The organism is Lentzea terrae (genome assembly GCF_003265345.1).
GTDB lineage: Bacteria > Actinomycetota > Actinomycetes > Mycobacteriales > Pseudonocardiaceae > Lentzea > Lentzea terrae.
In genome coordinates, this window is record NZ_QFWW01000020.1 from 737,863 (window position 1) to 762,725 (window position 24,863).

At 67.7% G+C, this 24,863-nt stretch carries 23 protein-coding genes; 10 read left to right on the forward strand and 13 right to left on the reverse strand.

The window, feature by feature from the left end; genetic code table 11:
• The first annotated feature begins 30 nt into the window (after positions 1 to 30).
• From DI276_RS25360 to DI276_RS25370, 3 genes are read left to right on the forward strand one after another with little or no spacing between them, the layout of a single operon-like run.
• Positions 31 to 1,290 (forward strand): serine hydrolase domain-containing protein, encoded by a 1,260-nt coding sequence (locus tag DI276_RS25360; RefSeq protein ID WP_198680870.1) that lies wholly within the window; start codon positions 31 to 33, stop codon positions 1,288 to 1,290.
• On the forward strand, positions 1,287 to 2,507 hold the full coding sequence (locus DI276_RS25365; protein ID WP_112267499.1) for a serine hydrolase domain-containing protein: 1,221 nt from the start codon (positions 1,287 to 1,289) through the stop codon (positions 2,505 to 2,507). The genes DI276_RS25360 and DI276_RS25365 overlap by 4 nt, the downstream gene beginning before the upstream one ends.
• On the forward strand, positions 2,507 to 2,857 hold the full coding sequence (locus tag DI276_RS25370) for an MmcQ/YjbR family DNA-binding protein (RefSeq protein ID WP_112267502.1): 351 nt from the start codon (positions 2,507 to 2,509) through the stop codon (positions 2,855 to 2,857). The genes DI276_RS25365 and DI276_RS25370 overlap by 1 nt, the downstream gene beginning before the upstream one ends.
• A gap of 273 nt (positions 2,858 to 3,130) precedes the next feature.
• Here the strand turns inward: DI276_RS25370 and DI276_RS25375 are convergent, their stop codons facing one another.
• On the reverse strand, positions 3,131 to 3,985 hold the full coding sequence (locus tag DI276_RS25375) for an MBL fold metallo-hydrolase (RefSeq protein ID WP_112267505.1): 855 nt from the start codon (positions 3,983 to 3,985) through the stop codon (positions 3,131 to 3,133).
• Between the two features lie 82 nt (positions 3,986 to 4,067).
• Between DI276_RS25375 and DI276_RS25380 the strand changes: the two genes are divergently transcribed.
• The 3 genes from DI276_RS25380 to DI276_RS25390 all read left to right on the forward strand — a co-directional run bounded on the left by DI276_RS25380 (position 4,068) and on the right by DI276_RS25390 (position 6,902).
• A complete protein-coding gene (locus DI276_RS25380; RefSeq protein ID WP_112267507.1) occupies positions 4,068 to 4,868 on the forward strand; it encodes a LysR family transcriptional regulator in 801 nt (266 codons plus the stop codon).
• Between the two features lie 79 nt (positions 4,869 to 4,947).
• Complete coding sequence (locus DI276_RS25385; protein ID WP_112267509.1) at positions 4,948 to 6,339, forward strand: fatty acid desaturase; 1,392 nt, start codon at positions 4,948 to 4,950, stop codon at positions 6,337 to 6,339.
• Complete coding sequence (locus DI276_RS25390) at positions 6,336 to 6,902, forward strand: TetR/AcrR family transcriptional regulator (RefSeq protein WP_112267511.1); 567 nt, start codon at positions 6,336 to 6,338, stop codon at positions 6,900 to 6,902. Before DI276_RS25385 ends, DI276_RS25390 begins: the two co-directional genes overlap by 4 nt.
• Here DI276_RS25390 and DI276_RS25395 read toward each other — a convergent pair.
• Positions 6,899 to 7,306 (reverse strand): MarR family winged helix-turn-helix transcriptional regulator, encoded by a 408-nt coding sequence (locus DI276_RS25395; RefSeq protein WP_112267513.1) that lies wholly within the window; start codon positions 7,304 to 7,306, stop codon positions 6,899 to 6,901. The genes DI276_RS25390 and DI276_RS25395 overlap by 4 nt on opposite strands.
• Positions 7,307 to 7,361: 55 nt before the next feature.
• On the opposite strand from DI276_RS25395, the gene DI276_RS25400 reads away from it, so the two are divergent.
• The gene (locus tag DI276_RS25400) at positions 7,362 to 8,036 is read left to right on the forward strand and encodes an alpha/beta fold hydrolase (RefSeq protein WP_112267515.1); all 675 of its coding nucleotides are present in this window, start codon (positions 7,362 to 7,364) and stop codon (positions 8,034 to 8,036) included.
• Here the strand turns inward: DI276_RS25400 and DI276_RS25405 are convergent.
• Complete coding sequence (locus DI276_RS25405; RefSeq protein WP_112267738.1) at positions 8,033 to 8,425, reverse strand: hypothetical protein; 393 nt, start codon at positions 8,423 to 8,425, stop codon at positions 8,033 to 8,035. The two genes, DI276_RS25400 and DI276_RS25405, sit on opposite strands and share 4 nt — an antisense overlap.
• A gap of 162 nt (positions 8,426 to 8,587) precedes the next feature.
• Between DI276_RS25405 and DI276_RS25410 the strand changes: the two genes are divergently transcribed.
• Positions 8,588 to 9,952: an alpha-amylase gene (locus DI276_RS25410; protein WP_112267517.1), complete on the forward strand. Its 1,365-nt coding sequence runs from the start codon at positions 8,588 to 8,590 to the stop codon at positions 9,950 to 9,952.
• Here the strand turns inward: DI276_RS25410 and DI276_RS25415 are convergent.
• Both DI276_RS25415 and DI276_RS25420 read right to left on the reverse strand, forming a co-directional pair.
• Positions 9,936 to 11,630: a PPC domain-containing protein gene (locus tag DI276_RS25415; RefSeq protein ID WP_157984921.1), complete on the reverse strand. Its 1,695-nt coding sequence runs from the start codon at positions 11,628 to 11,630 to the stop codon at positions 9,936 to 9,938. The genes DI276_RS25410 and DI276_RS25415 overlap by 17 nt on opposite strands.
• A 52-nt stretch (positions 11,631 to 11,682) precedes the next feature.
• Entirely contained in the window at positions 11,683 to 12,213 is a 531-nt protein-coding gene (locus DI276_RS25420; protein ID WP_232836891.1) for a class I SAM-dependent methyltransferase, read from the reverse strand.
• A 67-nt stretch (positions 12,214 to 12,280) separates the two neighbouring features.
• Here DI276_RS25420 and DI276_RS25425 point away from each other — a divergent pair, with 67 nt between their 5' ends.
• Positions 12,281 to 13,456 carry an SGNH/GDSL hydrolase family protein gene (locus DI276_RS25425; protein ID WP_112267740.1) on the forward strand — a complete coding sequence of 392 codons (1,176 nt, stop codon included), beginning with the start codon at positions 12,281 to 12,283 and terminating at the stop codon, positions 13,454 to 13,456.
• Between the two features lie 15 nt (positions 13,457 to 13,471).
• Positions 13,472 to 15,268, forward strand: a complete 1,797-nt coding sequence (locus tag DI276_RS25430; protein WP_157984922.1) for a hypothetical protein — start codon at positions 13,472 to 13,474, stop codon at positions 15,266 to 15,268.
• Here DI276_RS25430 and DI276_RS25435 read toward each other — a convergent pair.
• From DI276_RS25435 to DI276_RS25470, 8 genes are all read right to left on the reverse strand, one after another.
• Positions 15,265 to 16,194 carry a hypothetical protein gene (locus DI276_RS25435; RefSeq protein ID WP_112267525.1) on the reverse strand — a complete coding sequence of 310 codons (930 nt, stop codon included), beginning with the start codon at positions 16,192 to 16,194 and terminating at the stop codon, positions 15,265 to 15,267. The two genes, DI276_RS25430 and DI276_RS25435, sit on opposite strands and share 4 nt — an antisense overlap.
• On the reverse strand, positions 16,194 to 18,221 hold the full coding sequence (locus DI276_RS25440; RefSeq protein ID WP_232836892.1) for a PQQ-dependent sugar dehydrogenase: 2,028 nt from the start codon (positions 18,219 to 18,221) through the stop codon (positions 16,194 to 16,196). The genes DI276_RS25435 and DI276_RS25440 overlap by 1 nt, the downstream gene beginning before the upstream one ends.
• Positions 18,222 to 18,348: 127 nt before the next feature.
• A complete protein-coding gene (locus DI276_RS25445) occupies positions 18,349 to 19,287 on the reverse strand; it encodes a LamG-like jellyroll fold domain-containing protein (RefSeq protein ID WP_112267529.1) in 939 nt (312 codons plus the stop codon).
• Complete coding sequence (locus DI276_RS25450; RefSeq protein WP_112267531.1) at positions 19,287 to 21,305, reverse strand: PQQ-dependent sugar dehydrogenase; 2,019 nt, start codon at positions 21,303 to 21,305, stop codon at positions 19,287 to 19,289. Before DI276_RS25450 ends, DI276_RS25445 begins: the two co-directional genes overlap by 1 nt.
• A 127-nt stretch (positions 21,306 to 21,432) precedes the next feature.
• Complete coding sequence (locus DI276_RS25455; protein WP_232836893.1) at positions 21,433 to 22,212, reverse strand: ABC transporter ATP-binding protein; 780 nt, start codon at positions 22,210 to 22,212, stop codon at positions 21,433 to 21,435.
• A gap of 8 nt (positions 22,213 to 22,220) precedes the next feature.
• On the reverse strand, positions 22,221 to 23,228 hold the full coding sequence (locus DI276_RS25460) for an ABC transporter substrate-binding protein (RefSeq protein WP_112267535.1): 1,008 nt from the start codon (positions 23,226 to 23,228) through the stop codon (positions 22,221 to 22,223).
• Positions 23,225 to 24,046 carry an ABC transporter permease gene (locus DI276_RS25465; protein ID WP_232836894.1) on the reverse strand — a complete coding sequence of 274 codons (822 nt, stop codon included), beginning with the start codon at positions 24,044 to 24,046 and terminating at the stop codon, positions 23,225 to 23,227. The genes DI276_RS25460 and DI276_RS25465 overlap by 4 nt, the downstream gene beginning before the upstream one ends.
• A gap of 127 nt (positions 24,047 to 24,173) precedes the next feature.
• Positions 24,174 to 24,860 (reverse strand): phytanoyl-CoA dioxygenase family protein, encoded by a 687-nt coding sequence (locus DI276_RS25470; RefSeq protein ID WP_157984923.1) that lies wholly within the window; start codon positions 24,858 to 24,860, stop codon positions 24,174 to 24,176.
• Positions 24,861 to 24,863: the final 3 nt, after the last annotated feature.

Sequence of the window (24,863 nt, forward strand, 5' to 3'; positions counted from 1 at the left end):
ATTGGCGGCCAACCCCTATAGGGTCTTTCCGTGGGGTGGAATCCGACTGAACTGATTCAGCGGCACAACGTGCCGGGCGCGCAGGTCGCGGTGCTGGTCAACGGCATGATCGAGGAGCACGCGGCGGGCGTGCTGAGCCTCCGGACGCGAATCGAGACGACGACCGACTCGGTGTTCCAGATCGGCTCGATCACGAAGATCTGGACGTCGACGTTGGCCCAGAAATTGGTGAACGAAGGCGTACTTGATCTCGATTGTCCGATTCGTCAGTATTTGCCAGAATTCAAAATGAGCGACGCCATCACGGCGCGGCACTTGCTCGCCCACACGAGCGGTATCGATGGCAACCACTTCACCGACACCGGCCTCGACGACGCCGCCATCGCGCGATTCGTCGCCACCCTGTCCCCCGCCGACCAGCTCTTCCCGCCCGGCACGATGTTCTCCTACAGCAACACCGGGTTCGCCGTGCTCGGCCGACTCATCGAAGTGCTGCACGACAAGCCGTTCCACGACGTCCTGCGCGAAGAGCTCGTCACGCCGCTAGGCCTGCAAACCGTCTCCACCAACGCCTACGAGGCGATCCTGCACCGCGCCGCCGTGGGCCACGAAGCCGTCAACGGCGCGCTCACCCCCGTCAAGACGTGGGCGCTCGCCTACTCCAACGCCCCCGGCGGCGCGCAACTCGCGATGAGCGCCCACGACCTGCTCGCGTTCATCCGCCTGCACCTCACCGACTTCGCCGAGCTGCGCGAACCCCAGGTGGACGTACCCCCGAACGTCGGCCCACCGCAGTGGGGACTCGGCTGGATGCTGTACGGCGACGGCGTCGTCGGCCACACCGGCACCACCATCGGCCAGAAGGCGTTCCTGCGGGTCGTCCCGGACAAGGGCGTCGCAGTCGCCGTCCTGACCAACGGCCTCGGCGGCGCCCCGCTGGCCCACGAGGTCATCACCGACACCCTGCGCGAGCTCGCCGGCGTCGAAACCCCGCCCCGCCACACCCCACCAGCCGACCCCGCCCCGGTCGAAGACTGGATGACCGGCACCTACCGCGGCACCACGGTCGACTACACCATCGCCAAGGAGAACGACCGGGCGTTCATCAGCTACACCTCGCGCGACGGCACCGAGCTCCACGACCGCGCCGAGATCGTCCGCTTCGACGACACCTCGATCATCACGCTGGAGCCGGACTTCGGCACCCACTACGTCCTCACGTTCGTCGGCCGCGACGACGAAGGCCGGGCGAAGTTCCTCCACAACACCAACGCCCTGCCCAGGACATGAACCTCCGCGAGCTCCTCGAGAAGCACGACGTGCCGGGCGCACAGGTCGCCGTGCTCGACAACGGCGAGATCCACGACGAGGCCGCCGGCGTGCTCAGCCGGCACACGCAGGTCGAGACCACGACCGATGCCATCTTCAAGATCGGCTCGATCACCAAGATCTGGACGGCCACCCTCGTCCAGCAACTGGCCGACGAAGGCGCGCTGGACCTCGACCGTCCACTCAGGACCTACCTGCCCGGCTTCCGGCTGAGCGACCCCGAAGCCACGGCCACCGTCACCGCCAGGCACCTGCTCACCCACACCAGCGGCATCGCCCCCAACCACTTCACCGACACGAGCAGCATCGAGGAGTTCGTCACCGCTCTCGCCGACGAAGAGCACCTCCTCCCGCCCGGCACCGTGCACTCCTACTCCAACAGCGGGTTCGTGGTGCTCGGCCGACTCATCGAAGTGCTGCGCGACAAGCCGTTCCACGACGTACTGCGCGACAACCTCGTCACGCCACTAGGCCTGAACGCGGTCGCCACCGACGTGTACGAAGCGATCCTGCACCGCGTCGCCGTAGGACATGTGCGGACGACACCCACGAAGAAGTGGGCGGTCTCGTACCAGACCGCGCCCAGCGGCTCTCACCTCGCGATGAGCGCCCACGACCTGCTCACCTTCGTCCGCCACCACCTCACCGACCCAGCCCTCGCTGCACTGCGCGAACCCCAGCTCGACGTCCCGGACTTCGGCGAAGGCGTCGTCGGCTGGGCACTCGCCTGGATGCGCTACCCCGGCGGCGTCCTCGGCCACACCGGCGTCTCCAAGGGACAGAAAGCTTTCCTGCGGGTGGTCCCGGCGACCGGACTGGCCGTGGCCGTGCTGACCAACAGCACCAACGGCGTCCCGCTCGCCTACGAGATCTTCAACGCGGCCGGCATCGAAACGCCACCCCTACCCGTGCCACCAAAGAACCCAGCCCCGATCGACGACTGGATGCGCGGCACCTACCGCAACCCGTTGTACGACATCACCCTCGACGGCACATCCCTGACCTACCGCGCGCGCACCGAGCTGTTCCCCGGCAAGCCAAGCGTCGAGGTCGTTCGCCTGGGCGAGCGCACGATCATCACCACGGGCAGCCACGAAGTCATGTCCCTGATCGGTTCCGACGAACACGGTCGCGCCAAGTACCTGCACAACGGCGCCGCGGCGTACAGGATTGCCTGATGGTCACCGTCGCCGACATCCGTGCCGTGGCGCTGTCGTTGCCGCGCACCACCGAACACCTGATCCGCGACCGGGTGAAGTTCCGCGTGGGCCAGATCGTCTACGCGGCCCTCTCCCGCGACGAAACCGTGCTCGGCTTCGGCTATCCGCGCGAGGAACGCGAGGCCCTGGTCGCGAGCGACCCGGTCAAGTTCGCGTTCCCGAGCCAGTCCGACATGCGGTTCCAGTGGGTGCACGCCTCGATGGCCGAGCTCGACGTCGAGGAGATGACCGAGCTCGTCGTCGGTGCTTGGACCATGTGCGTGCCCAAGAAGGTCATCCGCGCCCACCTCGGTGAGGACTACCTTTAGTCAACACTGAAGCTATAGAGCTGACCGTCACGCGTTCCTGGGTCCGTTGCAGCGCAACGACTCCAGGCGACAGCCAGGCAACCGGCTGATCCCACGGCCAGTCGCGGAACGCGAGGTGGACGCCCTCCGGCTCGCCGCCCGTCCGCAGCCACGAGTCGACGTCGACGAGGTCGCCGGGCAGGAACCCGATCGGGAACGGCGTCGTCGTCGCGGTGTGAACGTGGTCGCGGTCCAGGCTCAGCACCACCTCACCGGAGGCGGCCAAACGGACCCCTATTCAGCGCACAGGCACCCGACCCCGCGCTCGATCCACTCCTGCCCGGTCCACGCGGGGTACCGCTCGACCAGCACCGCCCGCACCTCGGCCACCACATCCGCGGAGTCCCGCCGCCGCCACGTCTCGTCGCGCAACTCGCACAGGTAGTCCCGCACGCCGGACAACACCTCCGAACCACCCGTGGCCCCGTGCCCAGGCACCACGATCCGGGGCTGCGCGGCGATCAACCGGTCCATCACACGAATCCACGCCACCCCGGAGACATCGGTGTCGTGGGGCGGGAACCACGGGAAGATCGCGAACTGGTCCGTCTCGGCGAGGTCGCCGGTGAACAGCACGCCCGCATCCGGCACCTCGATCACCTGGTCCCCCAACGTGTGCCCGCGCCCGGTGGGCCGCAGCACCACCGAACGACCGCCGAGGTCGAGCGTGTGCACCCCGTCGAACACGACGTCCGGCTCCGGCACCGAGGCCCCGGCCAACCGGTCGGCCACAACACCGCCGAACCCGCGGAACATCTCCAGGTAGCCGGCGCCCTTCCGCCTCAAGTCCGCAGCCTGAGCCCGATTCACGAGATACCGGTCGAACACCGAAGCCCCGAACGCGTGCTCGGGGTGGAAGTGCGTGGTGGTCAGGTAGATCCGCCGCCCGCGAGCCACCTCCGACGCAAACGAAAGCACTGCGGAAGCGTTGGCAACGCCGAGTCCGGTGTCCACAACGAGAACGGCATCAGTGCCACCGACAACACCGATGTTGGGCACGAGACCAACACCATCGTTCGGGATCACCACAACATCAGGAGCAACCGAGACTGCACCGGAAACGTCAACGACGGGGTCGGGAATGTTCATGCCCCAACTCCACCGCCTCCCGCCCGAGGCTGTCCAAGACCAAGAAAACACAGCCGATACCGCGCGAGTATCGTGCCTGATCATGGAGCTGCGGACACTGCGCTACTTCGTCGCCGTCGCCGAAGAACTCCACTTCGGGAGGGCGGCCCGACGGCTCCACATGAGCCAGCCACCACTGAGCCGGGCGATCAAGCACCTGGAAGCCGACCTCGGCACCACGCTGCTGCACCGCTCCCCCGCCGGCGTCGCGCTCACCGAGTCCGGTCGCACGCTGCTGCACGAGGCGAAAGCCCTGCTGGACCACGCCGACCGCATCAAAGCCAAGCTGGCCAGGACGATCACCATCGGCATCCTGGACGACCGCACCGCCGCCGCGCTCGCCGCCGGGTTCCGGCGGAAGCATCCCGACGTCGAGATCCGCATTCGCGAGGCCGACCTCACCGATCCCACCTGCGGCCTGCGCACCAACCAGGTCGACATCGCCCTCACGCGCGGTCCGTTCCACACAGAAGGCCTCAAAACCCTTGTCCTGCGCGAAGATCCGGTCGGCGCGGTGCTCAGGGCGGACGACCCGCTCGCAAGCAGACCCCACCTCACCACGAAGGACCTCGACGACCGCACCTGGTTCCAGTTCCCAGAAGGCACCGACGAGATCTGGCGGAACTACTGGAACGGCGGCAAACCCAGGCAGGGCCCCACGCTTCGCGCAGTGCAGGAGTGCATCCAGTCCGTGCTGTGGAACGGCACCGTCGGCCTGGCTCCACTGACAGACCTCGGCGCGGAGCTGAAGGTGGTGCCGCTCGCGGACATGCCGCCCAGCCCGGTCGTCCTCGCGTGGAAGAACGACGATCCGCTGATCAGGTCCTTTATCGAAACAGTCTGACTTTACATCTCGCCCTTACTTGTCAAACCGGTTTTACAACTCCTACGGTTTTGTAAAGCCCGCGACGGAGGAGCGACCGATGACAGGCACTGTCACGCCCGGCTCGACCGAGCAGTGGAAGGACCGCAAGCGCTACCTGTGGCTGATCGGTCTGGTGGTCCCGTCGCTCGCCTTCGTCGCACTGGGCCTGCACGCGCTGACCGGCTGGGACATCTGGCTGTGGACCGGCCCGGTCGTCGTGCTGCTGATCGTTCCGGCCATCGACCTGCTGGCCGGTCTCGACCGCTCCAACCCGCCGGACGAGCTGATCGAGGCGCTGGAGCAGGACCGCTACTACCGCTGGATCACGTTCCTGTTCCTGCCGATCCAGTACGCGGGCTTCGTCGTGGCCTTCTACGTGATCGCGACCGGCGATCTGTCCACAACCGACAAGATCGGGCTCGCGGTGTCCATCGGGTGCATCGGCGGCATCGGCATCAACACCGCGCACGAGTTGGGGCACAAGAAGGAGAGCCACGAGCGCTGGCTGTCCAAGATCGCGCTGGCGCAGAGCTTCTACGGCCACTTCTACATCGAGCACAACCGCGGTCACCACGTGCGCGTCGCGACGCCGGAGGACCCCGCCAGCGCGCGGGTCGGCGAGAGCTTCTACCGGTTCTGGCCGCGCACCGTCGCCGGGTCCGTGCGAAGCGCTTGGCGGCTGGAGAAGAAGCGGTACGCACGCCGCGACCGGCATCCGTGGCGCATCGGCAACGACGTGCTCAACGCGTGGCTGATGTCGGCGGTGCTGTGGGGCGCGATGATCTGGTGGCTCGGGGTGGGCATCCTGCCGTACCTGGTGCTGCAGGCCGTGGTCGGCTTCTCGTTGCTGGAAGTCGTGAACTACATGGAGCACTACGGCATGCTGCGGCAGAAAGTCGGGATCCCCGGCCGCGTGCGGTACGAGCGCGTGAACCCCAGCCACAGCTGGAACTCCAACAACATCGCCACCAACGTCCTGCTCTACCACCTGCAACGGCACAGCGACCACCACGCGAACCCGGTGCGGCGCTATCAAACGCTGCGGGACTTCGAGGAGTCGCCGGTGCTGCCCACCGGGTACGCGGGCATGATCCTGCTCGCGCTGGTGCCCCCGTTGTGGCGCCGCGTCATGGACCCGCGGGTGCTCGCCCACTTCAACGGCGACATGAGCCTCGCGAACATCCACCCGCCGAAACGGGAACGCGTCCTGGCCCGCTACCCGCAGGCGCCCGGCACCGCTCACCTCACGACCGACACCATCGCGACGCTCGACGGAGACGCCGCCGGTGGCCGCTGTCCCGGTTGCGGCTACGTTTACGACTCCGCGGTCGGTGCTCCCCGCGAGGGGTTCCCGGCGGGAACACCGTGGTCGGCCGTCCCCGACTCCTGGTGCTGTCCTGACTGCGGGGTCCGGGAAAAGGTCGACTTCGTCTCCATCGGGGCTTCATGACACCACTGCGCGACGCGATCCTGTCGGTCACCGCCAAGCTGATCACGGATCAGGGCTGGCAGGCGGTGACGATGTCGCGGCTGGCGGCCGAGCTGAACGTGAGCCGGCAGACCGTCTACAACGAGGTCGGCGCCAAACCCCAGCTGGCGGAGGCGGTCGTGCTCACCGAGCTCGGCCGCTTCCTCGCCGTTGTCACCACCGCCTTCGACGAGCACCCCGGCGACGTGCTGCCGGCGATCCACGCCGCCGTCCAGAGCGTGCTGGAGTTCGCGCAGGACAACGCCTTGCTGCACGCCGTTGTCTCCGCTACGCACGGGGCGAACACCGAACTGCTGCCGTTGCTCACCACGCACACCGACGGGCTGCTGGACGCGGCGAAGGCCGTGGTCATGCGCTGCTTGGCGACCTACGAGCTGCCACTGGAGAAGCACGAGCTCGACATCGCGGTCGACCTGATCGTCCGGCACGTGCTCAGCCACGTGATGCAGCCGTCGAACACCCCCGTCGACACGGCCGCCGCGGTGACTTGGGCAGCCGCCAAACTTCTGGGCGAACAGCGCTAGCCGAGCGCGGCGTCCAGCAGGTCGCCCAGCTGATCCAGCTGTGCGGCCGAGAGCGCGCCGAACGACGACTCGATGATCTCGTCGACCAGGTCCTGACCGGCGGCCCGCAACCGTGCGCCGTCTTCGGTGAGCCGGTGACGTACCGCCCGACCAGGCCCCGCGACCCGTTCGATGAGGCCGCGCTCGGCCATGCGCACCGCGAGCGAACCGAACGACTGGTCGGTCTGGAAGGTCAGCATCGCCAGGTCGTGCAGTGACGCGTCGGGCTGACGGTGCAGGTGGCGCAGGGTGTCCCACTGCACCAGCGACAGCCCGAGCGGGGCCAGCGCCTGGCTCAGCGCGCGGTGGTGGCGGTGTTGCAGGCGCTTCACGGCGAGCGCGACGTCAGCGGGACGGTGCTTCACACCGCAGATCTTAGCCATCTTGCTTAAATAAGGATCCTTATCTAAGGTTCCTTATATGACTACCACCCACTTGCTCCTCCACGGCGGAGGCGGCGTCCACACGATGACGAAGTTCGCTGATTTGCTGGCCGAACGCACCGGCTCCGAGGTGCTGTTACCCACCCATCCAGGCTTCGGCGGCACGCCGTGGCCCGCCGAACTGACCGGCGTCGCCGAGCTCGCCAGGCACTACGTGACGATGCTGGACGAGCTCGATCACACCGGCGTGACGGTGCTCGGCAACTCCTTCGGCGGCTGGCTGGCCGCCGAGATCGCCCTGCTGCACAGCCCCCGCGTCAGCGCGGCGGTGATCGTCAACGGGATCGGCGTCGAGGTCGACGGCCACCCCGCGACCGACATCAGCGGCTTCACCCTCGCCGAGATCCAGGCACACTCGTGGCACGACCCGGCCAAAGCACCCGCGCCGGCGAGCGACGGCCCGAGCCCGGACGTGCAGGCGCTCATCGGCTACACCGGCCCGTCGATGTCCGACCCCACGCTGCTCGACCGGCTCCGCGACGTGCAGATCCCTGTGCGCGTGCTGTGGGGCGAGAGCGACCGCATCGTCGACCCCGCGTACGGCAAGGCCTACGCCGCCGCGATCCCGGGGGCGACGTTCACGCTGCTCCCCCGCACCGGCCACCTGCCGCAGCTGGAGACGCCGGAGGAGCTGCTCGAGGCGTTGCGCTAGAAGTGGTCGCGGCTGGTCAGCTCGTGCTCCATGGCGTCGGCGCGCGCGACCAGCAGGGTGAGCGGGCGCTCGAACTCCTCGCGGATGCTCAGCTCCTCGAGCGGCGCCACGTGCTTGAGCAGCGCGATGCCGTCGACGATCCCGGCACCGCCGAGCTCCGGCGCGCCGGCCAGCTCGAGGAAGCGCAGCAGGTCGACCTCGTCGGCGCGGCCGACCGGCGAGGAGATCTCCACCCACGCCTTGCCGTCCAGGTCCGGCAGGTGGTGCACGGAGACCTGCTGGGTGCGTTCCCCGTCGGTGCCGAGCCGGAACCGCAGCCAGTCGTCGGTCTCCTCCAGCACCTCGTAGCGCACCCGGACAAAGTTGATCACTTCGATCCACGACGTCACGCCCACACCGTAGCGGTCGCGACCGCGCCGCCACCGGCATTCCACTGTGGACGCGCCCGTACGCCCGGCGGACGAACTCGGCGTGAAACTTCTTGCAACCCTTCCCGGTACGAGCGCCGGCTGGTACGAACGGGTGAAGAATCCCTGTTGCAAGGAGACACCGTGGTTTCCTCTGCTCTTCGTGTGGTGCTCATCGCCGCGCTGGCCGCGGCCGTGTGCACACCTGTGCAAGGTTTTGCAGCCCCTCCGGGCAACAAGGACGTCACCGTCACCCTGTTCCAGTGGCCGTTCGCCCGAGTGGCGGCGGAGTGCACCGGCGTGCTGGGCCCCAAGGGCTACGGCTACGTGGAGGTGTCCCCTGCGACCGAACACGTCCAGGGTCCCCAGTGGTGGACGTCCTACCAGCCGGTCAGCTACAAGATCGCCGGGCGGCTCGGTGACGAGACCGCCTTCCGAAACATGATCACGACCTGCCACAACGCGGGCGTCAAGGTGATCGCCGACGCCGTGATCAACCACATGAGCGCCGGCTCGGGCACCGGCACCGGCGGGTCCGGCTACTCGAAGTACAACTACCCCGGCGTGTACAGCGACTGGGACTTCCACTCCTGCCGCTCGCCGATCTCCAACTACGCCGACCGCGGCAACGTGCAGAACTGCGAGCTCGTCGGACTGTCCGATCTGGACACCGGCAGCGACTACGTGCGGGGCGCGATCGCCGGGTACCTGAACCGGCTCATCGCCATGGGCGTGGACGGGTTCCGCGTCGACGCCGCCAAGCACATGGCCGCCGCCGACCTCGCCGCGATCAAGGCCAAGCTGACCAACCCCGGCATCTTCTGGGTGCACGAGGTCATCTACGGCGCCGGCGAGGCGGTGCAGCCGGGCGAGTACACCGGTTCCGGCGACGTGGACGAGTTCCGCTACGCCTACGACCTCAAGCGGATCTTCCAGCACGAGAACCTGGCGTACCTGCGCACGTTCGGCCAGTCGTGGGGCTTCCTGCCGAGCGGGCAGGCCAGGCCGTTCGTGGACAACTGGGACACCGAGCGCAACGGTTCCACGTTGACCTACAAGGACAACTCCACCTACACGCTGGCCAACGTGTTCATGCTCGCCTGGCCCTACGGCTCGCCGCAGGTGTACTCCGGGTACGAGTTCAGCGACAAGGACGCGGGTCCGCCCGGCAACTCGGTGTGCTTCAGCGGCTGGAAGTGCCAGCACGTGTGGACCCAGATCGCGAACATGGTCGCCTTCCGCAACACCGTGGCCGGCACCGACGTGAGCAACTGGTGGGACAACGGTTACGACGCCGTCGCCTTCAGCCGCGGCAACAAGGGCTTCGTCGCGATCAACCGGGAGACGTTCGCGGTGACGAACACGTTCCAGACGTCACTGCCGGCCGGAACCTACTGCAACGTCCAGGAGAACGGCTGCGCCCGCGTCACCGTCGACTCCTCCGGCCGGTTCACCGCCACCCTGGGCGCGGGCACGGCGCTCGCCCTGCACGTCAACGCGCGGGGGTGAGGTAGCCCCAGCGAGTGCGGGCGGCGGCGTCCTCCAGTCCGGAGAAGCCCTCGTTCGACACGAAGTGGTCCTCTCCGAAGTCGATGTCGGTGTCGTCGGCGTTGCCGCCGACGCCATCGGCACCGACCGCGAACATCGCCCTGGGGTTGCCGCCCTGGTCCATCAACGTGTCGTGCTCGTTGAACTGGTGCTGGTGCCACGACCCGGACAGGTGCCCCAGTTCGTGCGCCGCGATGTTGCCCAGCGCCCGGCCGACGAACTTCGCCCGGTCGCTCTCCGGCCTGAGGTAGGTGTTGAGCGAGACCGACGAACCCGCTGGAGCGCTCAGCAGGTCGAGCTGCACCAGTGCGGTTTCCTCGTGCCCGAAGTTGCCGGGGTCGATGGTCTGCGCGATGGCCACGGTCTCGACCCCCGACTCGGCGATCGTGCCGCCGATCACCAGCCGGCTGACGTTGCGCTGTCCCCACGGATCCGCGTGGTCGCGGCTGTTGAGCAGCCGGACGCCGAACTTCCCGTGCAGCGCCAGGTTTTCCCGGATCGTGTCGACGGCTGCGGTGATGACCGCGTTCTCCTCGCCTTGCAGACCCCAGTTCTGCAGGAACCTCTTCAGCGGTGACAGCTGCTTCTCCCCCGGCGCGCCCCACACGCTCGTGTCCACCAACGCGCCGTTGAAGTCCACGAACACCGTCTGCAGTCCGGCTTTCTCGCTGCCGGGCCGGAACGCCTTGACCGTCAGCTCATAACGTCCGGCGCCGTCCTCGACCCCGACGTAGTACCGGCCGTCGCGGGGCGCCACGTGGTCCGCGACCGCGTTGCCGCCTCCGGGCAGCGGGCTTTCCTCCGGGTAGACGCCGGAGAAGTCCTGCTGCGACGCCATCACCTCACGGCCCCGGATGTCGTGCACGACGACCTTGCGCGCCGCACCCGTCACCGACGCGCCGATCACGTCGCCCGCCTTGAGGTCGATGGCGAAGAAGTCCTTGTCCCCCTTGCCTTCGCCGGCTGCGAGTGTCAACTCGTAGGAGCCGGACGTGTTCTGCGTGCCGGTGACGCGCACGAAGTAGTCCGCGCCTTTCGCCAGCTCGACCTCAAGCCGTGCGTCGGTGCTCACGCCGACCGTGTCGTTGGACGCGATCTCCTTGCCAGCGCTGTCGAACACCGTCAGCACGGTGTCGAGGTCGCTGCCGTCCGTGCGGGTGGTGAGCTTTGTACGTCCGGTGCCGCGCAACCGGTAGAAGTCCTGGTCGTGTTGTGCGATCTTGCCGGTCGTGCGGATCGCGCGGTGGGTCGTGCCGACGCCCGTGTCGCCAGCAGTTGCCTGCGTGTCGTTCGGTTCCGCGAACTCGTTGACGGTCGGCATCGTCGGGTCTGCGAGCAGTGAACCCGTGAACAAGGCGCTTCGCTTGAAGCCCGTGAGCTCGGCCGTCCACGGGCTGTCGTTGCGCCCACGGGCCGACGCCGGTTCTCGTTCCGCGTAGGTGTGGCCAGGTGCTTGGGAGGTGAGCACTCGCGCCCTGGTCTTGGCTTCCCGCGCTTTCGCCGCCTTGGCCAGGTCTGCTGTGCCTGGATCCTGCAGGAACGCCAGCAGCGGGTCCGGCTGGACCGGTGCCGGAGCCGCGACGGCGGTCTGCCCGCTCAGCACCAGCGCGGTGACGGCGACTACTCCCGAGAAACGCATGTCGTCCAGACCTACACCGTGCAGCGGACGCAAGACCAGGGTTCTGGCCCAATCAAGACAGGTGCACCGACACCGCGTAGTCGCCGTTGCGGAACTCCTGCCGGTCCCACGTCGCGAACCGCTCGACCAGCCGCAGCCCGGCCTGCGCGCAGTGCTCGTCGTACTCCTCGACCGTGTACCCGCGATCAAGGCTGAACCCGGCGATCAGCACTTTCCCGACGTGCCGTGCTACGCCGGCGACGAGCTCGTCCTGCGTGCCGGGCGCGGTGAACAGCGGCACGTTGCCCGCCATGACCACGACGTCGAACGTGCGCCCCAAATCGAGCTCGGCCAGGTCGGAGCGCACCCACGTGATGTCCGGCGCGTGCTCCCGCGCGTAGGCGAGCATCGACTCGTCCAGGTCCGCACCGACCACCTCGATGCCGTGCCTGGCCAGCTCGATCGCCACGCGCCCGGTGCCACACCCGGCGTCCAGCACGGTCTTCGGCGCGAACGCACGCACGAACGTCGCCTCGCCGTGCACGTCCATCCCCGACTCGGCGAGCGAGTCGAACCTTCGCTGGTACTCAGCTCCGTTCCACACGTTGCCCAGCATAGATCCGATGATCGGCGGATACCGTCCGTGCGAGAGCGCTGCCAAGGTCGAATGCATGACGCGCTTTCTGCTGGCAGTGGCGTTGTTGGTGGCGGCAGCCGCACCTGCGCAGGCCGCGCCGGCCAGATGGGTCGGCACGTGGGCGACCGCGCCGTCCGCGGCCGTCGCCGGCACCGAGAACGGCTACCCGAACTACTCGATGCGCAACATCGTCCACGTCAGCGCGGGCGGCCGCGAAATCCGTGTCCGCCTTTCCAACGCCTACGGCCGCACACCGGTCCAGTTCGGCGCCGTGACGGTGGCCCGCGCGGCCGGCCCGGACACGCCCACCGCGTTGCCCGGCACGATGCGCACCCTGACGTTCGGCGGTTCGGCTTCGATCACCGCCCCGCCCGGCGCCGACGTGGTGAGCGACGGCGTGGCGCTGAACGTCCCGGCCGACTCCGACCTCCTGGTCAGCGTCTTCACGCCCTCGCCAGGCGGTCCGGTCACCCACCACTCGCTGTCCATGCAGAACTCGTACTTCACCCGCGACGGCAACCACACGTCCGACGAGTCCGCCGCGGCCTTCCGCGAACGCACCACGGCCTGGCACTACGTCTCCGGCGTGGACGTCCGCTCGTCGACGTTGCAAGGCAGCGTCGTGGCCCTCGGCGACTCGATCACCGACGGCGCGAACTCGACGTGGGGCGCGAACCTCCGCTGGCCCGACCAGCTCGCCGACCGCGTCAACACCCGCATGGGCGTGCTGAACGCGGGCATCAGCGGCAACAGGCTCTTGCTGGACAGCGAATGGGCCGGCATCAACGCCGTGGCCCGCCTGAACCGCGACGTCCTGACCCAGCCCGGCGTGCGCTCGGTCATCGTCTTCGAGGGCATCAACGACATCCAGCAAACCCCGCACCAGACCGACCCGGCCAAAATCATCGCGGCGCTCAAGCAGATCGCGTCCCGCTCGCACGACCGCGGGTTGCGGGTGATCGGCGCGACCATCACGCCGTTCAAGGGCTGGCGCAGCTACACCGAGGAGCTGGAGTCGGTGCGCCAGGCCGTCAACGCGTTCATCCGAACCAGCTCCGACTTCGACGCCGTGGTGGACTTCGACGCGGTGATCCGGGATCCGGCCGACCCGCAGCGGATTCGGCCCGACTACGACCAGGGCGACCACCTGCACCCCGGCGACAAGGGGTTCGAGGCGATGGCGAAAGCGGTCCGGCTCGCCACGCTGTGACGCTAGGCTCGCCCCGTGATCACTCCTGGGGGTAGTGACCTGTGGGCGGACTTCGAAGCGGTGCGGGGCCTGCCGCACGGCGAGAAACGGACCGGACAGCTCGAGGAGATCGTGTGGCGCGCCGACGTGCACGACGTCCCGCGCCTCACGTTCCTGGGCCGGCAAGCGCTGGCTGAAGCACATCGGGCCGACGGGCGCTGGGACCTGATCTGGCCGTTGCTCACCACGTGCCTGGACGAGCACCGACACCGGCCGGAGCGGTTCGTCGAAGACGAGGCGAACCTGCTCGGCTGGTACGCCTGGCTGGTCTCCTGCATGGTCGACTTCCCGGACCGCTCGCTCGACGAGATCCACAGCGCGCTCGCCGACCTGGAACGGCGGACCGGGCGCACGGTGCACATGGTGCGACGAGAGATCGCGGTGCACGTCGGTGACTGGGCACAGGCCGAGGAAGAGCTGCGCCGCCAGGAGCGGGACGAGTGGTGGGACGTCTACCGCATCGAGATCCTGTTGGGTCGTGGCGACGACGAGGAGGCCGTGCGGGTCGCGGCGCCGTTGCTCGATGATCCAGACGTCTTCGACGAACGGCTGGTGCGGATGCGGAGCATGATGCTGCTTCCGTTGGCACGTCAGCAGAAGTGGGACGAGGCCGTCGTCACCTACCGGCGGCTCGTGCGCGGGCTCGCCGAGGTGGAGGGCTGGCTCGAGGACTTCGGCAGGATGGCCGGGTTCTGCGCCCTCACCGGCAACCTCAGCGAAGGCACACAGTGGTGGGTCGCGGAGTTCGAGGCGCGCAGACGTCCGTTCGCCACGATGGAGTACGCCGCGTCGGCCGCGGTTCTCGCGCGTCGGCTGGGGTGGGACGTCGAGCCGCAGCTACGTGCGCTGGCAACGGATCTGGCCGCGCGGTTCGACGCCCGCAACGGCACCAGCACGTGCGGCGACCGGATCAGGGCCACGCTGAACACCGAACCGCTCAGCGACTTCCTGCCGATCTACCCGTGGAACCTGCCGTCGATCCCAACGCCACCACCAGGACTCGGCGACGAGGAGTTGCTGGATCGCGTCGAGCTGCACGACCTGCGCTGCGAACCCCACGAAGCGCACGCCTGCCTCGCCCAGGTCCAGGACGACCTGCCACAACCGCTGCAGGCGCGCAGAGACGAGATGAGGGCCAGGTTCTTCCAGACCGACGAGACACCGGACGTCATCCGGCGCGCGATCCGCACGTATCTGCAGCACGGAGACCGCAGACGGGCCGAGCTGAGCCGGTGCTGGCTGGGGTTGTGGGTCGCGCACGACGACGCCGACGAGGGCGTCGAGACCGTGGAGCAAGCCGTGCGGGCACTGCACACGATCGGCGAAGGTCAGGCGTGGGGCGAGTACTGGCTTGCGTACACGTTGAACAGCCTGGGACGACGCCTCGAGGCGGTGCACGCCGTCGCGCGGGGCAAACGCCACGCGGATGATCCGTTGGTGCTGGGTTCCTTGCAGATGCTGGAAGCAACGCTCACGGGCGCGGCGCCGTACGAGGCCTACGAGACGTTCACCCGCGGCGGCATCCCGGAGAAGGCACGGGAAGCCCTGTACCAGCTGCCGGAAGCCGCCGAGCTCGACCTGAACGACGTCGTCGGCCACGCACAGCTGCGCGGCACCGTCACCGGCGAGCACTGGTACCGGCTGATGGAGGTCAACTTCGCCGCGGAACGGTACGAGGACGCCATCGACGCCGGACTGCGCGCGGCGCCCTGGCTTGAGGAGGCCTGGCACCTGATCGCCGAGTGCTACCGGCGATCAGGTGCCCAGAACTAACCCTTCATCCAGCGATACTGCAGGTGGACCTCCCACGGCTTGGCCACCCGGTCGAGGAACATCAGGCTGTCCATCCGGCAGTTGCAGGCGTTGCCCTCGCGGTTGTTCTGCGGGTAGCTGCCGCCGATCTTGATCCCGCGCGGGTCGGTGGCCGAGGCCAGGTCGGGTTCCGGCTCGCCTTCGAGCTTCCACGGATCCCCGGCGACGACGTACTTGCCGTCCAGGGCCTTCCCGTTGCGGTACAACACCATCGCACCGGAGTCGAAGTCGAACGTGGCCGCGAGGAACACCCATTCGTTCTGCGGCAACAACTTCTGCCAGGGCTCGGCAGCCGCGAACGTTTGCGAGTCACCACCGTCGACCCGCCGCGCCAAGGCGACGAGCTTCAGCTCGCCGTCGACCTGGATGAGCTCCAGCAGCGCTCGAACCGCATGGCCGTTGGAGTCACCGGAAAGCACGCCCGCGAGACCGATCGCGCCGTAGAAGTCGTTCGGGTTGGCCGAGTTCGAGTTCGGGGCCGGGTTCTGGCCCGTCATCTTCACCCAGCCCATGATCGACGCCTGGCGCGTGCCGTTGAACGCCCGTAGCGAAGGCACACCGGTTTCGCGGTACAGACCTGCCTTCCAATCGTCGTTGCCGACGACCGCGGGGTTGATCTGCTGGAGCTGCAACGAGTTGCGGCTGCGCCAGAACGCGCCGTCCCGCACCCGCATGTCGGCGCCGCCGTTGACCAGCGACAGAGCTGTGCCTGACCGGCCGCGGTCCTGTTCCAACGCCTTGTTGCCGCGCACCGGGTGTTCGAAGTCGTAGTACGACACCAGGTTGCGGGACAGGGTGGGCAGGACCGTGCCGAACGTGGCCTGCGCCGGCGCGGCCAGACCGACGCAGAACACCCCGGCCAGGCCGAGCACGAACAGTCGTCTCATCACCGCACTCCCTTGCCGCGCACGTGCAGGTCGCGCAGTCTGCCGATGTTGTCGAACGAACCGAACCCGACGCGGCCGGACGAGAACGTCTTGTCCACGGCGGTCATCAACGGGTACGGCGAACCGTCCACGTACACCGCGATCTCACCGGTATCAACACACTGCTTCACTCGCACGCGATGCCACGCGGTATCGCTGACAGCAGGAGCAGCGCCGACGGAACGCGCGGCATCCCACTGGTGATCCAGACGCAGCCGATCGGCGTTGTTCACGACGAAGATCCCGTTGTGCGGGTAGATCTTGTTGTCCGACGACAGATGTGCGTAGTAGAACTCGGTGTCGGACCGGTAGCCGAACACGATGATCACGTCCCGGTTGGACTCGGCCACCGGAGTGTCGAGCCGCACCTGGGCGTCGACGGTCACGTTGCCGAACGCCGGACCCTTCTTCAGCACGGCGTACTCGAACGGACGGCGCGGCCCGGGCCTGGCAACACCGGGTTGTGCCAGCACGACCTCACGGCCGGGGAACTGCCAGAGCGTCGGCGTCACCGGCTCCCACCACCGCGCCGACGAGGCACCGGCGACGAAATCGTGGCCAGACCGGCAGGAGGCGAAGGTGCGCGCACCCGTCACCTTCCAGATCTTGCCGTTCGCCTTGGCCAGCACGTAGAGCTCGCCATCTGCGTCCTGCCCGAACCGCAGATCGACTCGATTGGGGTCGTTGACCAGTGCCTTGAGCGTGGTCAGCTGACCACCCGCGTAGACCATCATCTCGCGCGTCGAAGCCATCGGCTTCCCGGCGCGCATCTCGCGTTCCTCGGCGTAGTAGATGAGACCCTTGACGCCCTCGCCGTAGATGTACTTGCCGCGCAACGACGGGATCTTCGAGCCGCGGTAGACAAAGCCGCCCATCAACGCGTTGCCGCTGTCCGCGCACGGCCGCGAGCCTGCGATCCGGTTGTGGTCGAACGCGGTCACGGGATAGGTGTAGCCGTACTTCGCGTCGTCCGCGGGCAGCGGGAACACGCCGCACGACGGGTCACCCTTGCGGTACGCCCACAGGCCCTCGCGCTCGCTCCAACCGAGGTTGGCTCCCTTGCGCACCTCGTACACGGAGTCGACGGCCTTCTCGCCGATGTGGCCGAGGAACATCCTGCCGCGGTCCCAGCTGAACCGGTACGGGTCGCGCATGCCGTACGCGTAGATCTCGCCGAGCTTGCCGTCCTGCCCGACGAACGGGTTCGACCGCGGGACTCCCCAGCGGCCGTTGGCTCCGTTGGTGCCGAAGGGGTCGACGCGCAGGATCTTGCCCTGCGGCAACGAGAGGTCCTGCGGCAGCGTCGTCGTGAGGCCGATGCCGCCGTCCCCGGACGCGATGTAGAGCAGGCCGTAGTCCTCGTCCCACCAGTGCGCTTCCGGGTTGAACCCGATCTCCTGGAAGCCGTGGATGAACGACGCGTAGCCGACGCGCATGACCTCGCGGTGCGTGCCGTAGAAGACGTCGGCGCGCGGATCGCTCGCCGTCCACTCGGTGATCACGCCGTGCACCACCGAGTTGGCGGACGGCAGGTCCGGCACCTTGTCCGTCAGCGCCGACCCGGTCTCGGTGTGCACGGTGTAGAACTTGCCGTTGCGCGCGAACTTCGGGTGGAACGCGGTGAACCCGAAACCGCTGCCGAGGCCGCGGTGGTTGTGGAAGTCGGGCCCCACCACGGCACCGAGGTCCAGGTACGCGTGCTGAACCCCGTTCTCCAGCAGGTAGAGCTTGCCGTTCATGTCCGGCACGAACAGCCGGCCGGAGCCGTCCGGCACCTCGCCGAGGTAGTTGATCCGGTTGTGGCGGCGCAGGCGGGCGTCGGTCGGCGGCGGTACCGGTTTCGACTCCGGCAGCTGCGCCACCTCGGTCAGTTCCAGGCCGATGCCGGAGGCGCCGGGCGTGGGCAACGGGTCGGCGACCGGCGCATCCGGTTGAGCCGACGCAATGGGCGAGAACAACGCTGAGAGCACGAATGTTGTGACAGCCAAACAAGACAACCGTCTGTACATCCCCACCACCCTGTGGGCCAGGCCGTGGCAGCAGCACGGCAGCGGAAAGCGCTTTCCATCGCGGCGGCCACCGGAATCTACCCAGCTAATAAGGTGGTTACAACCCTCAGCTCCGCGGTTTGGTCACCCACTCGTACTGCGCCCGCACCTCCTCCGCGGTCAGCGCACGATCCAGGAACATCAACCCGTCCATCCGGCAGTTGCAGGCGTTGGTCTCCCGGCTGTTCTGCGGGTTGCTGCCTCCGATCTTGATCCCGCGCGGGTTCGTCGCCGACGAGAAGTCCGGCTCAGGAGGTCCCACCACCTTCCACGGATCACCCTTCACCGCGTACGAGCCCTCCACGGGCTTCCCGTCCACGTAGAGCCCGATCGCGTTGTTGTCGAAGTCGAACGTGCCGGCCAGGAACACCCACTTCCCCGGCGGCACCAGCGTCTTCCACTCGGCCTTGGACACCCAGAACTGCTTGTCGCTGCCGTCCACCCGGCGGGCGAGCGCGATCAGCTTCATCGAACCGCCGTGGTTCTCCGTCTCCAGCAACGCCCGCGCGGCGTGCCCGTCCGAGTTGCCGGTCAGCACACCGGCGAACCCGATGGCGCCGTAGAAGTCGCCGGTGCCGGACGAGTTCGAGTTGCGCGCGGGCGCCTCCCCGGTGATCTTCACCCAGGTCATGATCGACAAAGCGCGCACCTTGTTGAACGCCTTCATCGACGCGACACCGGAAGAGCTGTAGACGCCCGCCTTCCAGTCGTCGTTGCCCGCCTTGTTCGGCTGCACCTGCTTGAGCTGCATCGACGTCTTGGAGCCCGGGAACGCGCCGTCCGCGACCCGCATCGCCGCACCGCCGTTGATCAACGAGATCGGCGTGCGCGAGTCGGTCCGGCCGATGTCGTCCTCCTTCTTCGCGTCACCGGTCAGCGGGTGCTCGAAGTCGTAGTGGTGCACGACCGCGGAGGCGATGCCGGGGAACACCTCGGAAGGCGGCTGGGCCTGCGCCGGTGCGGCACAGGCGAGCACCAGAACGAGTCCCGGCAGAGCTTTCCTCATCACACGCCCTTCCCGCTGATCCGGAGGTCGGCCACGCGGCCGATGTTGTCGAACGAGCCGAACCCGACACGGCCGGACGAGAGCGTCCGGTCCACAGCGGTCATCAACGGCTGCGACTGCCCGTCGACGAACACCGCGATCGAGCCCGTGTCCGCGCAGTGCGTGATGCGGACCTTGTGCCACTTCATGTCCGTCACGGCGGGCGGTGCGCCGACCGAGCCGTTCCACTGGTCGTCGATGCGCAGCCGGTCGGCGTTGTCGACGAGGAAGATCCCGTTGTGCGGGTAGATCTTGTTGTCCGACGAGAGATGCGCGTAGTAGAAGCGCGTGTCCGACTGGTACCCGAACACGATCACGACGTCGCGGTCCTTCTGCGAGACCGGGGTGTCGAGCCGCACCTGGGCGTCGACGGTGACGTTGCCGAACGCCGGACCCTTGGTGACGACGGCGTACTCGTTGGGGCGCCGCGGACCTGGCCTCGTAGCACCAGCTTTCGACAGCACGACCTCGTTGCCGGGGAAGCGCCAGCGCGATGTGGTGACGGGCTTCCAGTCCCGTGCGGAGGTGACACCGCTGACGACGTCGCTGCCCGGATCACAGGCTTCCAGCGTCTGGATCGTGCCCGTGACCTTCCAGACCTTGCCGTTCGCCTTGGCCAGCACGTAGAGATCTCCGGCGGCGTCCGTGCCGAACCGCAGATCGACGCGGCTCTTGCCGGCCAGCGTGCGCATCGTCGTGCGCTTGCCCGCCGAGTCGTACACCGCGAGCTCGAACGTCTTCGCGATCGGCGCGCCGGCCCGCATGTCCTTCTCGTCGGCGTAGTACAGCAGGCCCTTCACGCCCTCGCCGTAGACGTACTTGCCCTGCAACGCCGGAATCGCCGTGCCGCGGTAGACGAACCCGCCGATCAGCGCGTTGCCGCTGTCCCCGCAGCCGCCATTGGGCCGGTTGTGGTCGAAGCCCGCGACGGGATAGGTGTAGCCGAACTTCGCGTCGTCGGCGGGCAACGGGTAGAGCTGGCACTTGGGATCGTTGCGGCGGTAGGTGAGGTGGCCTTCCCGTTGCCCCCAGCCGAGGTTCGCACCCGGCTTGACCTCGTACACCGACTCGACGACCTTCTCGCCGATGTGGCCGAGGAACATCCTGCCGTTGTGCCAGCTGAAGCGGTACGGGTCGCGCATGCCGATCGCGTACAGCTCGGCCAGCGCACCGGGCTTGCCCAGGTAGGGGTTCGACGGCGGGATGCCGTACTTCTTGTTGCCGCTGTTGGATCCCGCTGGATCGATGCGCAGGATCTTGCCCTGCGGCACCTTCACGTCCTGCGGCACGTCCGAGCGGTAGCCGATGCCGCCGTCGCCCACGGCCAGGTACAGCAGGCCGTCCGGGCCGAAGCCGATCTCCTGGAACCCGTGCAGGTACATGGCAAACCCGATGCGCAGCAGTTCCCGCCTGCTGCCCGCGAACGTGGCCGCGCGAGGATTCGTGGCGGTCCACTCGGTGATCACGCCGTGCACCACCGCGTTCGACGGTGACGGAAGATCCGGCTTGCGGTTCTTCAACGCGTCTTTCGCTTCGGTGTGTGCGGTGTAGAACTTGCCGTTCGTCGCGAACTGCGGGTGGAACGCCACGAACCCGAACCCGCTGCCGAGCCCCTGGTGGTTGTGGAAGGTCGCGCCGATCGTGGCGCGGACGTCGAGGTACGTGCGCTGCCCGCTGCCGTCGCGGTTCAGCGCGTACATCTTGCCGTTCATGTCCGGCACGAAGAACCGGCCGGAGCCGTCCGGGATCTCGCCGAGGTAGTTGACCCTGTTGTACTGCTTCAACCGGCTGTCACCGGCCGCGGGCGTGGTCGACGACTGCGGCAGCCGTGCGATCTCCTGCAGCTTGACGCCGATGCCGGACGGTGCGGGCGTCGGGAGCGGGTCGGAGACGGGACCGGGTTGCGCAGCGGCCTGCGGTACCAACGTGGCCGCGGCAAGGGCCAGCGCGGCAAGGACCGAGAGCGATCGAACGGACATCGCACCACCTCGTGGATCGCTGGAAAGCGCTTACCACGCGGCGGCTTGCCAGACTTTACCCACGGCCGACCCAGGTCACAAGGGGACCGGTCAAGCGCTGTCACGCGATGAAACCGTTCGACCCCGATCAATCGTGCCCTGTCACGGCTCCGAGCAGGTCCCGGATGTGCGCGGTCGCCGCGGCGAACTCCGGACGGGCCATCGTCGCGGAGTAGTCCCGCTCGCTCGGCAGGTCGACCTCGATGACTTCCTTGACAACCGCCGGCCGTTGCGTCAGCACGATCACCCGGTTCGCCAGGTACACCGACTCCGCGATCGAGTGCGTCACGAGCAGCACCGTCGTGCCGGTCTCCCGCCACACCCGGTGCAGCTCGACGTTCATCTGCTCGCGCGTCAACGCGTCCAGCGCGCCGAACGGTTCGTCCATCAACAGCACGCGCGGCTGGTGCAGCAGCGCGCGGCACAACGCCACGCGCTGCTGCATGCCACCGGACAACTCGTGCGGCAGGGCGTTCTCGAACCCCGAAAGCCCGGTCATCTCGATGAGCTCGTCGGCGCGCTTCCCGGCCTCGGCCGAGTTCATGCCGCGCATCTCGGCCTGCAGCAGGATGTTCTTCCTGGCCGAACGCCACTCGAGCAACGCCGCCCGCTGGAACACGAACCCGATGTCGTGCCGGGGCCCGCGCACCTCCTCGCCCAGCAGCGTCACCGAGCCCGACGACGGTTTCAGCAGCCCGGACACCAACTTGAGCAGTGTCGACTTGCCGCAGCCGGACGGCCCGACGATCGACACGAACTCGCCAGGCGCGACGTCGAGCGAGACCTGCTGAATCGCGGTGACCTCCGTGCGCTTCGAGTGGAAGCGCACGGAGACGTCGTTGATCGCGACGGCGGAAGTGGTTCCCAAAGTAATGCTCATCCCTTCGGAGCCACGCTTTCTTCCCAGTAGGCCGACGGCTCGGAAGCCTGCTTGATGATGCCGGTCTTCTGGAACGTGTCGATGGTCTTCTTCCAGTCGTCCGCGGTGTTGACGCCCGGTTGCTTGCCCTTCGTGGCATCGGTGTGCAGCAACGTGAGCGTGGTCTTGAACTGCTCCAGCACCACCGTCGGCGACGGCAGCTGCTCGGCCGCGCCCTTCATCGACTCGGCCGCGGCGTCCGGCGCCTTCTCGGCCGCCGTCCACGCCTCCTGCGTGGCCGCGACCATCTTCTTCACCAGCTCGGGATCCTTCTGCAGCACGGTCTTGCCGGTGAGCAGCCCGTTGCTGAAGTAGTTCAACCCGAACTCGGAGAACCGCAGGTACCCGACGTCCTTGCCGGACTTCTCCTTGATCGTCGGCCCCTGGTCGGACGCGAAGCCCAGCAACACGTCCGTGCGCCCGGAGATGACGGCGGCCATCTTGCCCGCCGGGTCGATGTTCTGGATCGAGACGTCGGACTCCTGCATGCCGTTCTGCTTGAGGAACGCGGGGAACGTCTTGGTCAGCGCGTCACCCGCCGTCGTGGCGACCGACTTGCCCTTGAGGTCCTCCGGCTTCTTGATGTTCTTGTCGGCGAAGAACTGCACGGACGCCGGCGTCGTCTGCAGGAACACGCCCACGCTCTTCACCGGCACGCCCTGCTCAACGGCGGTGGCGAGCGCGGACGTGTCGGCCCAGCCGAAGTCGGTCTGGCCGGCGCCCGTCGCCTGGACGGTCTTGCCGGACCCCTGGCCCGCCTGGATCTTCAGCTTGATGCCGTGCTTCTCGAAGATGCCCTGCTTGACCCCGTAGTAGAAGGGCGCGTGCTCGCCGTACGGGTACCAGTTGAGCGTGAGGGTGACGTCCTTGACCTCACCGCTCTGTCCTGTTGTCGTGCCGCCACCACCACCGCAGGCGGCAACCACCAGCATCGCGGGAAGCAGGCCTGCGAGCACTCTCTTCATGATCCGCCCTTCGCTAGGAGTGTTGTGACGGCGGCGCCACGCCTGCTGGAGTGCCACGGCAGCATCAGCTGTTCGGCGAGGTCGAGCAGGAGGAAGAGGAGGATGCCGACGACCGAGATGACGATCAGGCCGGCGAACAGCATCGGGGTGTCCATGTTCCCGTTGGCCTGCAGGATCACGTATCCGAGGCCTTCGTTGGAGCCGACGAACTCACCGACCACGGCACCGGTGACGGCCAGCGTGACCGCGACCTTGAGACCGGCGAACAGGTGCGGCAGCGCGGCCGGAAACCGGATCTTCACGAACGTCTTGACCGGCCCGCCGCCCATCGTGGCCGCGAGCTCCAGCATCTCGGCGTCGACCGACTTGAGACCGGTGACGGTGGAGATGACGACCGGGAAGAACGCCATCAGCACGGCCACGATGACCTTGGGCTCGAAGCCGAAGCCGAGCCACACGACGAACAGCGGTGCGATGGCGATCTTGGGGATGACCTGCGCGAACAGCAGGATCGGGTACGCCGTGCTCTCGATCGTCCGCGAGTAGACCATCGCGACGGCCATGAGGACGCCGAGGATGCCCGCGATGACGAAGCCGAGCAGCGTCTCGTAGGTGGTCACCCACGTGTGGCCCCAGAGGTAGGACCACTTGTCCACGAGCAGGTCGAAGGTCTTGCCCGGCGACGGCACGAGGTAGGCCTCGACCAGGCCGGTGACGGTGATGAGATGCCAGATCGCGAGGCAGGCGAGGAGCAGCGCGGCCGGACGCCACGATCGCTCGGCCACGCCACGCCAGCGGTCCCCCGAAACCGGTTTCACGTAGCTCCCTTGGTCGGAAAGCGCTTTCCCGTACGCTATGTCCGGCTCAGGGAGCGGTCAAGGTGGAGGATCGATCAAGCTGGACCAGACCACTGACGAAGCGCCGTTTTGTTGTCCATTCAAGAACTCACGGCACCGGCGCGTAGGAGTTGCCCGCGTGGTCGCGACCGCGGGCGAGGTAGATCCCACGATCGTCCGACTTGAGATACCGAACAGTTGTCGGCATGTACCGCATGGTGTACCCGCACCGCCGCATCGTGCTGCGGTTCGGCGGACTCCCGTGCACCAACATGGCCGAGTGGACGCTGCATGCCCCGCGCTCCAGTTCCACGTCGACCGCAGAAGACTCGTCCACCACCGTCTCCTGGTTGAAGAACGAGTCGGAGCTCCCGACGTGCGAAACAGGCGCCAGGTGACTGCCCGGAATCACCCGCAGACAGCCGTTCTCCACCGTGGACGGGTCGATGGCCAGCCAAACCGTGATCGCATCACCCGCGGGCGAGATGCTGTCGCGCCAGAAGTGCGCGTCCTGGTGCCACGGCACGGGCTTGCCGTCGCCGGCCGGCTTGCAGATGAAGTGCGACGAGAACAGCGCGATGTCCGGGCCGATCAGCGACTCGACGAGGTCCAGCACGTCCGGGTCGAGCAGCCACCCGAACAGCGCCGGGTCGGTCAGGTGCGGCACGTCCATGTGCTCGGGCCGCTCGCCGGGAGGCAACGCGGCGAGCTTCGCCTCGAAGTGCGCCGCCAGCGCCTCGAACTTCGCAGGGGCCAGCAAACGGCCGAAAGTCTCGTAGCCGTCGGTCTGGAACATCGG

Bases quoted from the DNA above. Each gene is read 5' to 3' on its own strand.
- DI276_RS25365 (WP_112267499.1), top strand. From the start codon at position 1,287: ATGAACCTCCGCGAGCTCCTCGAGAAGCACGACGTGCCGGGCGCACAG.
- DI276_RS25370 (WP_112267502.1), top strand. From the start codon at position 2,507: ATGGTCACCGTCGCCGACATCCGTGCCGTGGCGCTGTCGTTGCCGCGC.
- DI276_RS25375 (WP_112267505.1), bottom strand. From the start codon at position 3,985: ATGAACATTCCCGACCCCGTCGTTGACGTTTCCGGTGCAGTCTCGGTT.
- DI276_RS25380 (WP_112267507.1), top strand. From the start codon at position 4,068: ATGGAGCTGCGGACACTGCGCTACTTCGTCGCCGTCGCCGAAGAACTC.
- DI276_RS25385 (WP_112267509.1), top strand. From the start codon at position 4,948: ATGACAGGCACTGTCACGCCCGGCTCGACCGAGCAGTGGAAGGACCGC.
- DI276_RS25390 (WP_112267511.1), top strand. From the start codon at position 6,336: ATGACACCACTGCGCGACGCGATCCTGTCGGTCACCGCCAAGCTGATC.
- DI276_RS25400 (WP_112267515.1), top strand. From the start codon at position 7,362: ATGACTACCACCCACTTGCTCCTCCACGGCGGAGGCGGCGTCCACACG.
- DI276_RS25415 (WP_157984921.1), bottom strand. From the start codon at position 11,630: ATGCGTTTCTCGGGAGTAGTCGCCGTCACCGCGCTGGTGCTGAGCGGG.
- DI276_RS25425 (WP_112267740.1), top strand. From the start codon at position 12,281: ATGACGCGCTTTCTGCTGGCAGTGGCGTTGTTGGTGGCGGCAGCCGCA.
- DI276_RS25435 (WP_112267525.1), bottom strand. From the start codon at position 16,194: ATGAGACGACTGTTCGTGCTCGGCCTGGCCGGGGTGTTCTGCGTCGGT.
- DI276_RS25445 (WP_112267529.1), bottom strand. From the start codon at position 19,287: ATGAGGAAAGCTCTGCCGGGACTCGTTCTGGTGCTCGCCTGTGCCGCA.
- DI276_RS25450 (WP_112267531.1), bottom strand. From the start codon at position 21,305: ATGTCCGTTCGATCGCTCTCGGTCCTTGCCGCGCTGGCCCTTGCCGCG.
- DI276_RS25460 (WP_112267535.1), bottom strand. From the start codon at position 23,228: ATGAAGAGAGTGCTCGCAGGCCTGCTTCCCGCGATGCTGGTGGTTGCC.
- DI276_RS25470 (WP_157984923.1), bottom strand. From the start codon at position 24,860: ATGTTCCAGACCGACGGCTACGAGACTTTCGGCCGTTTGCTGGCCCCT.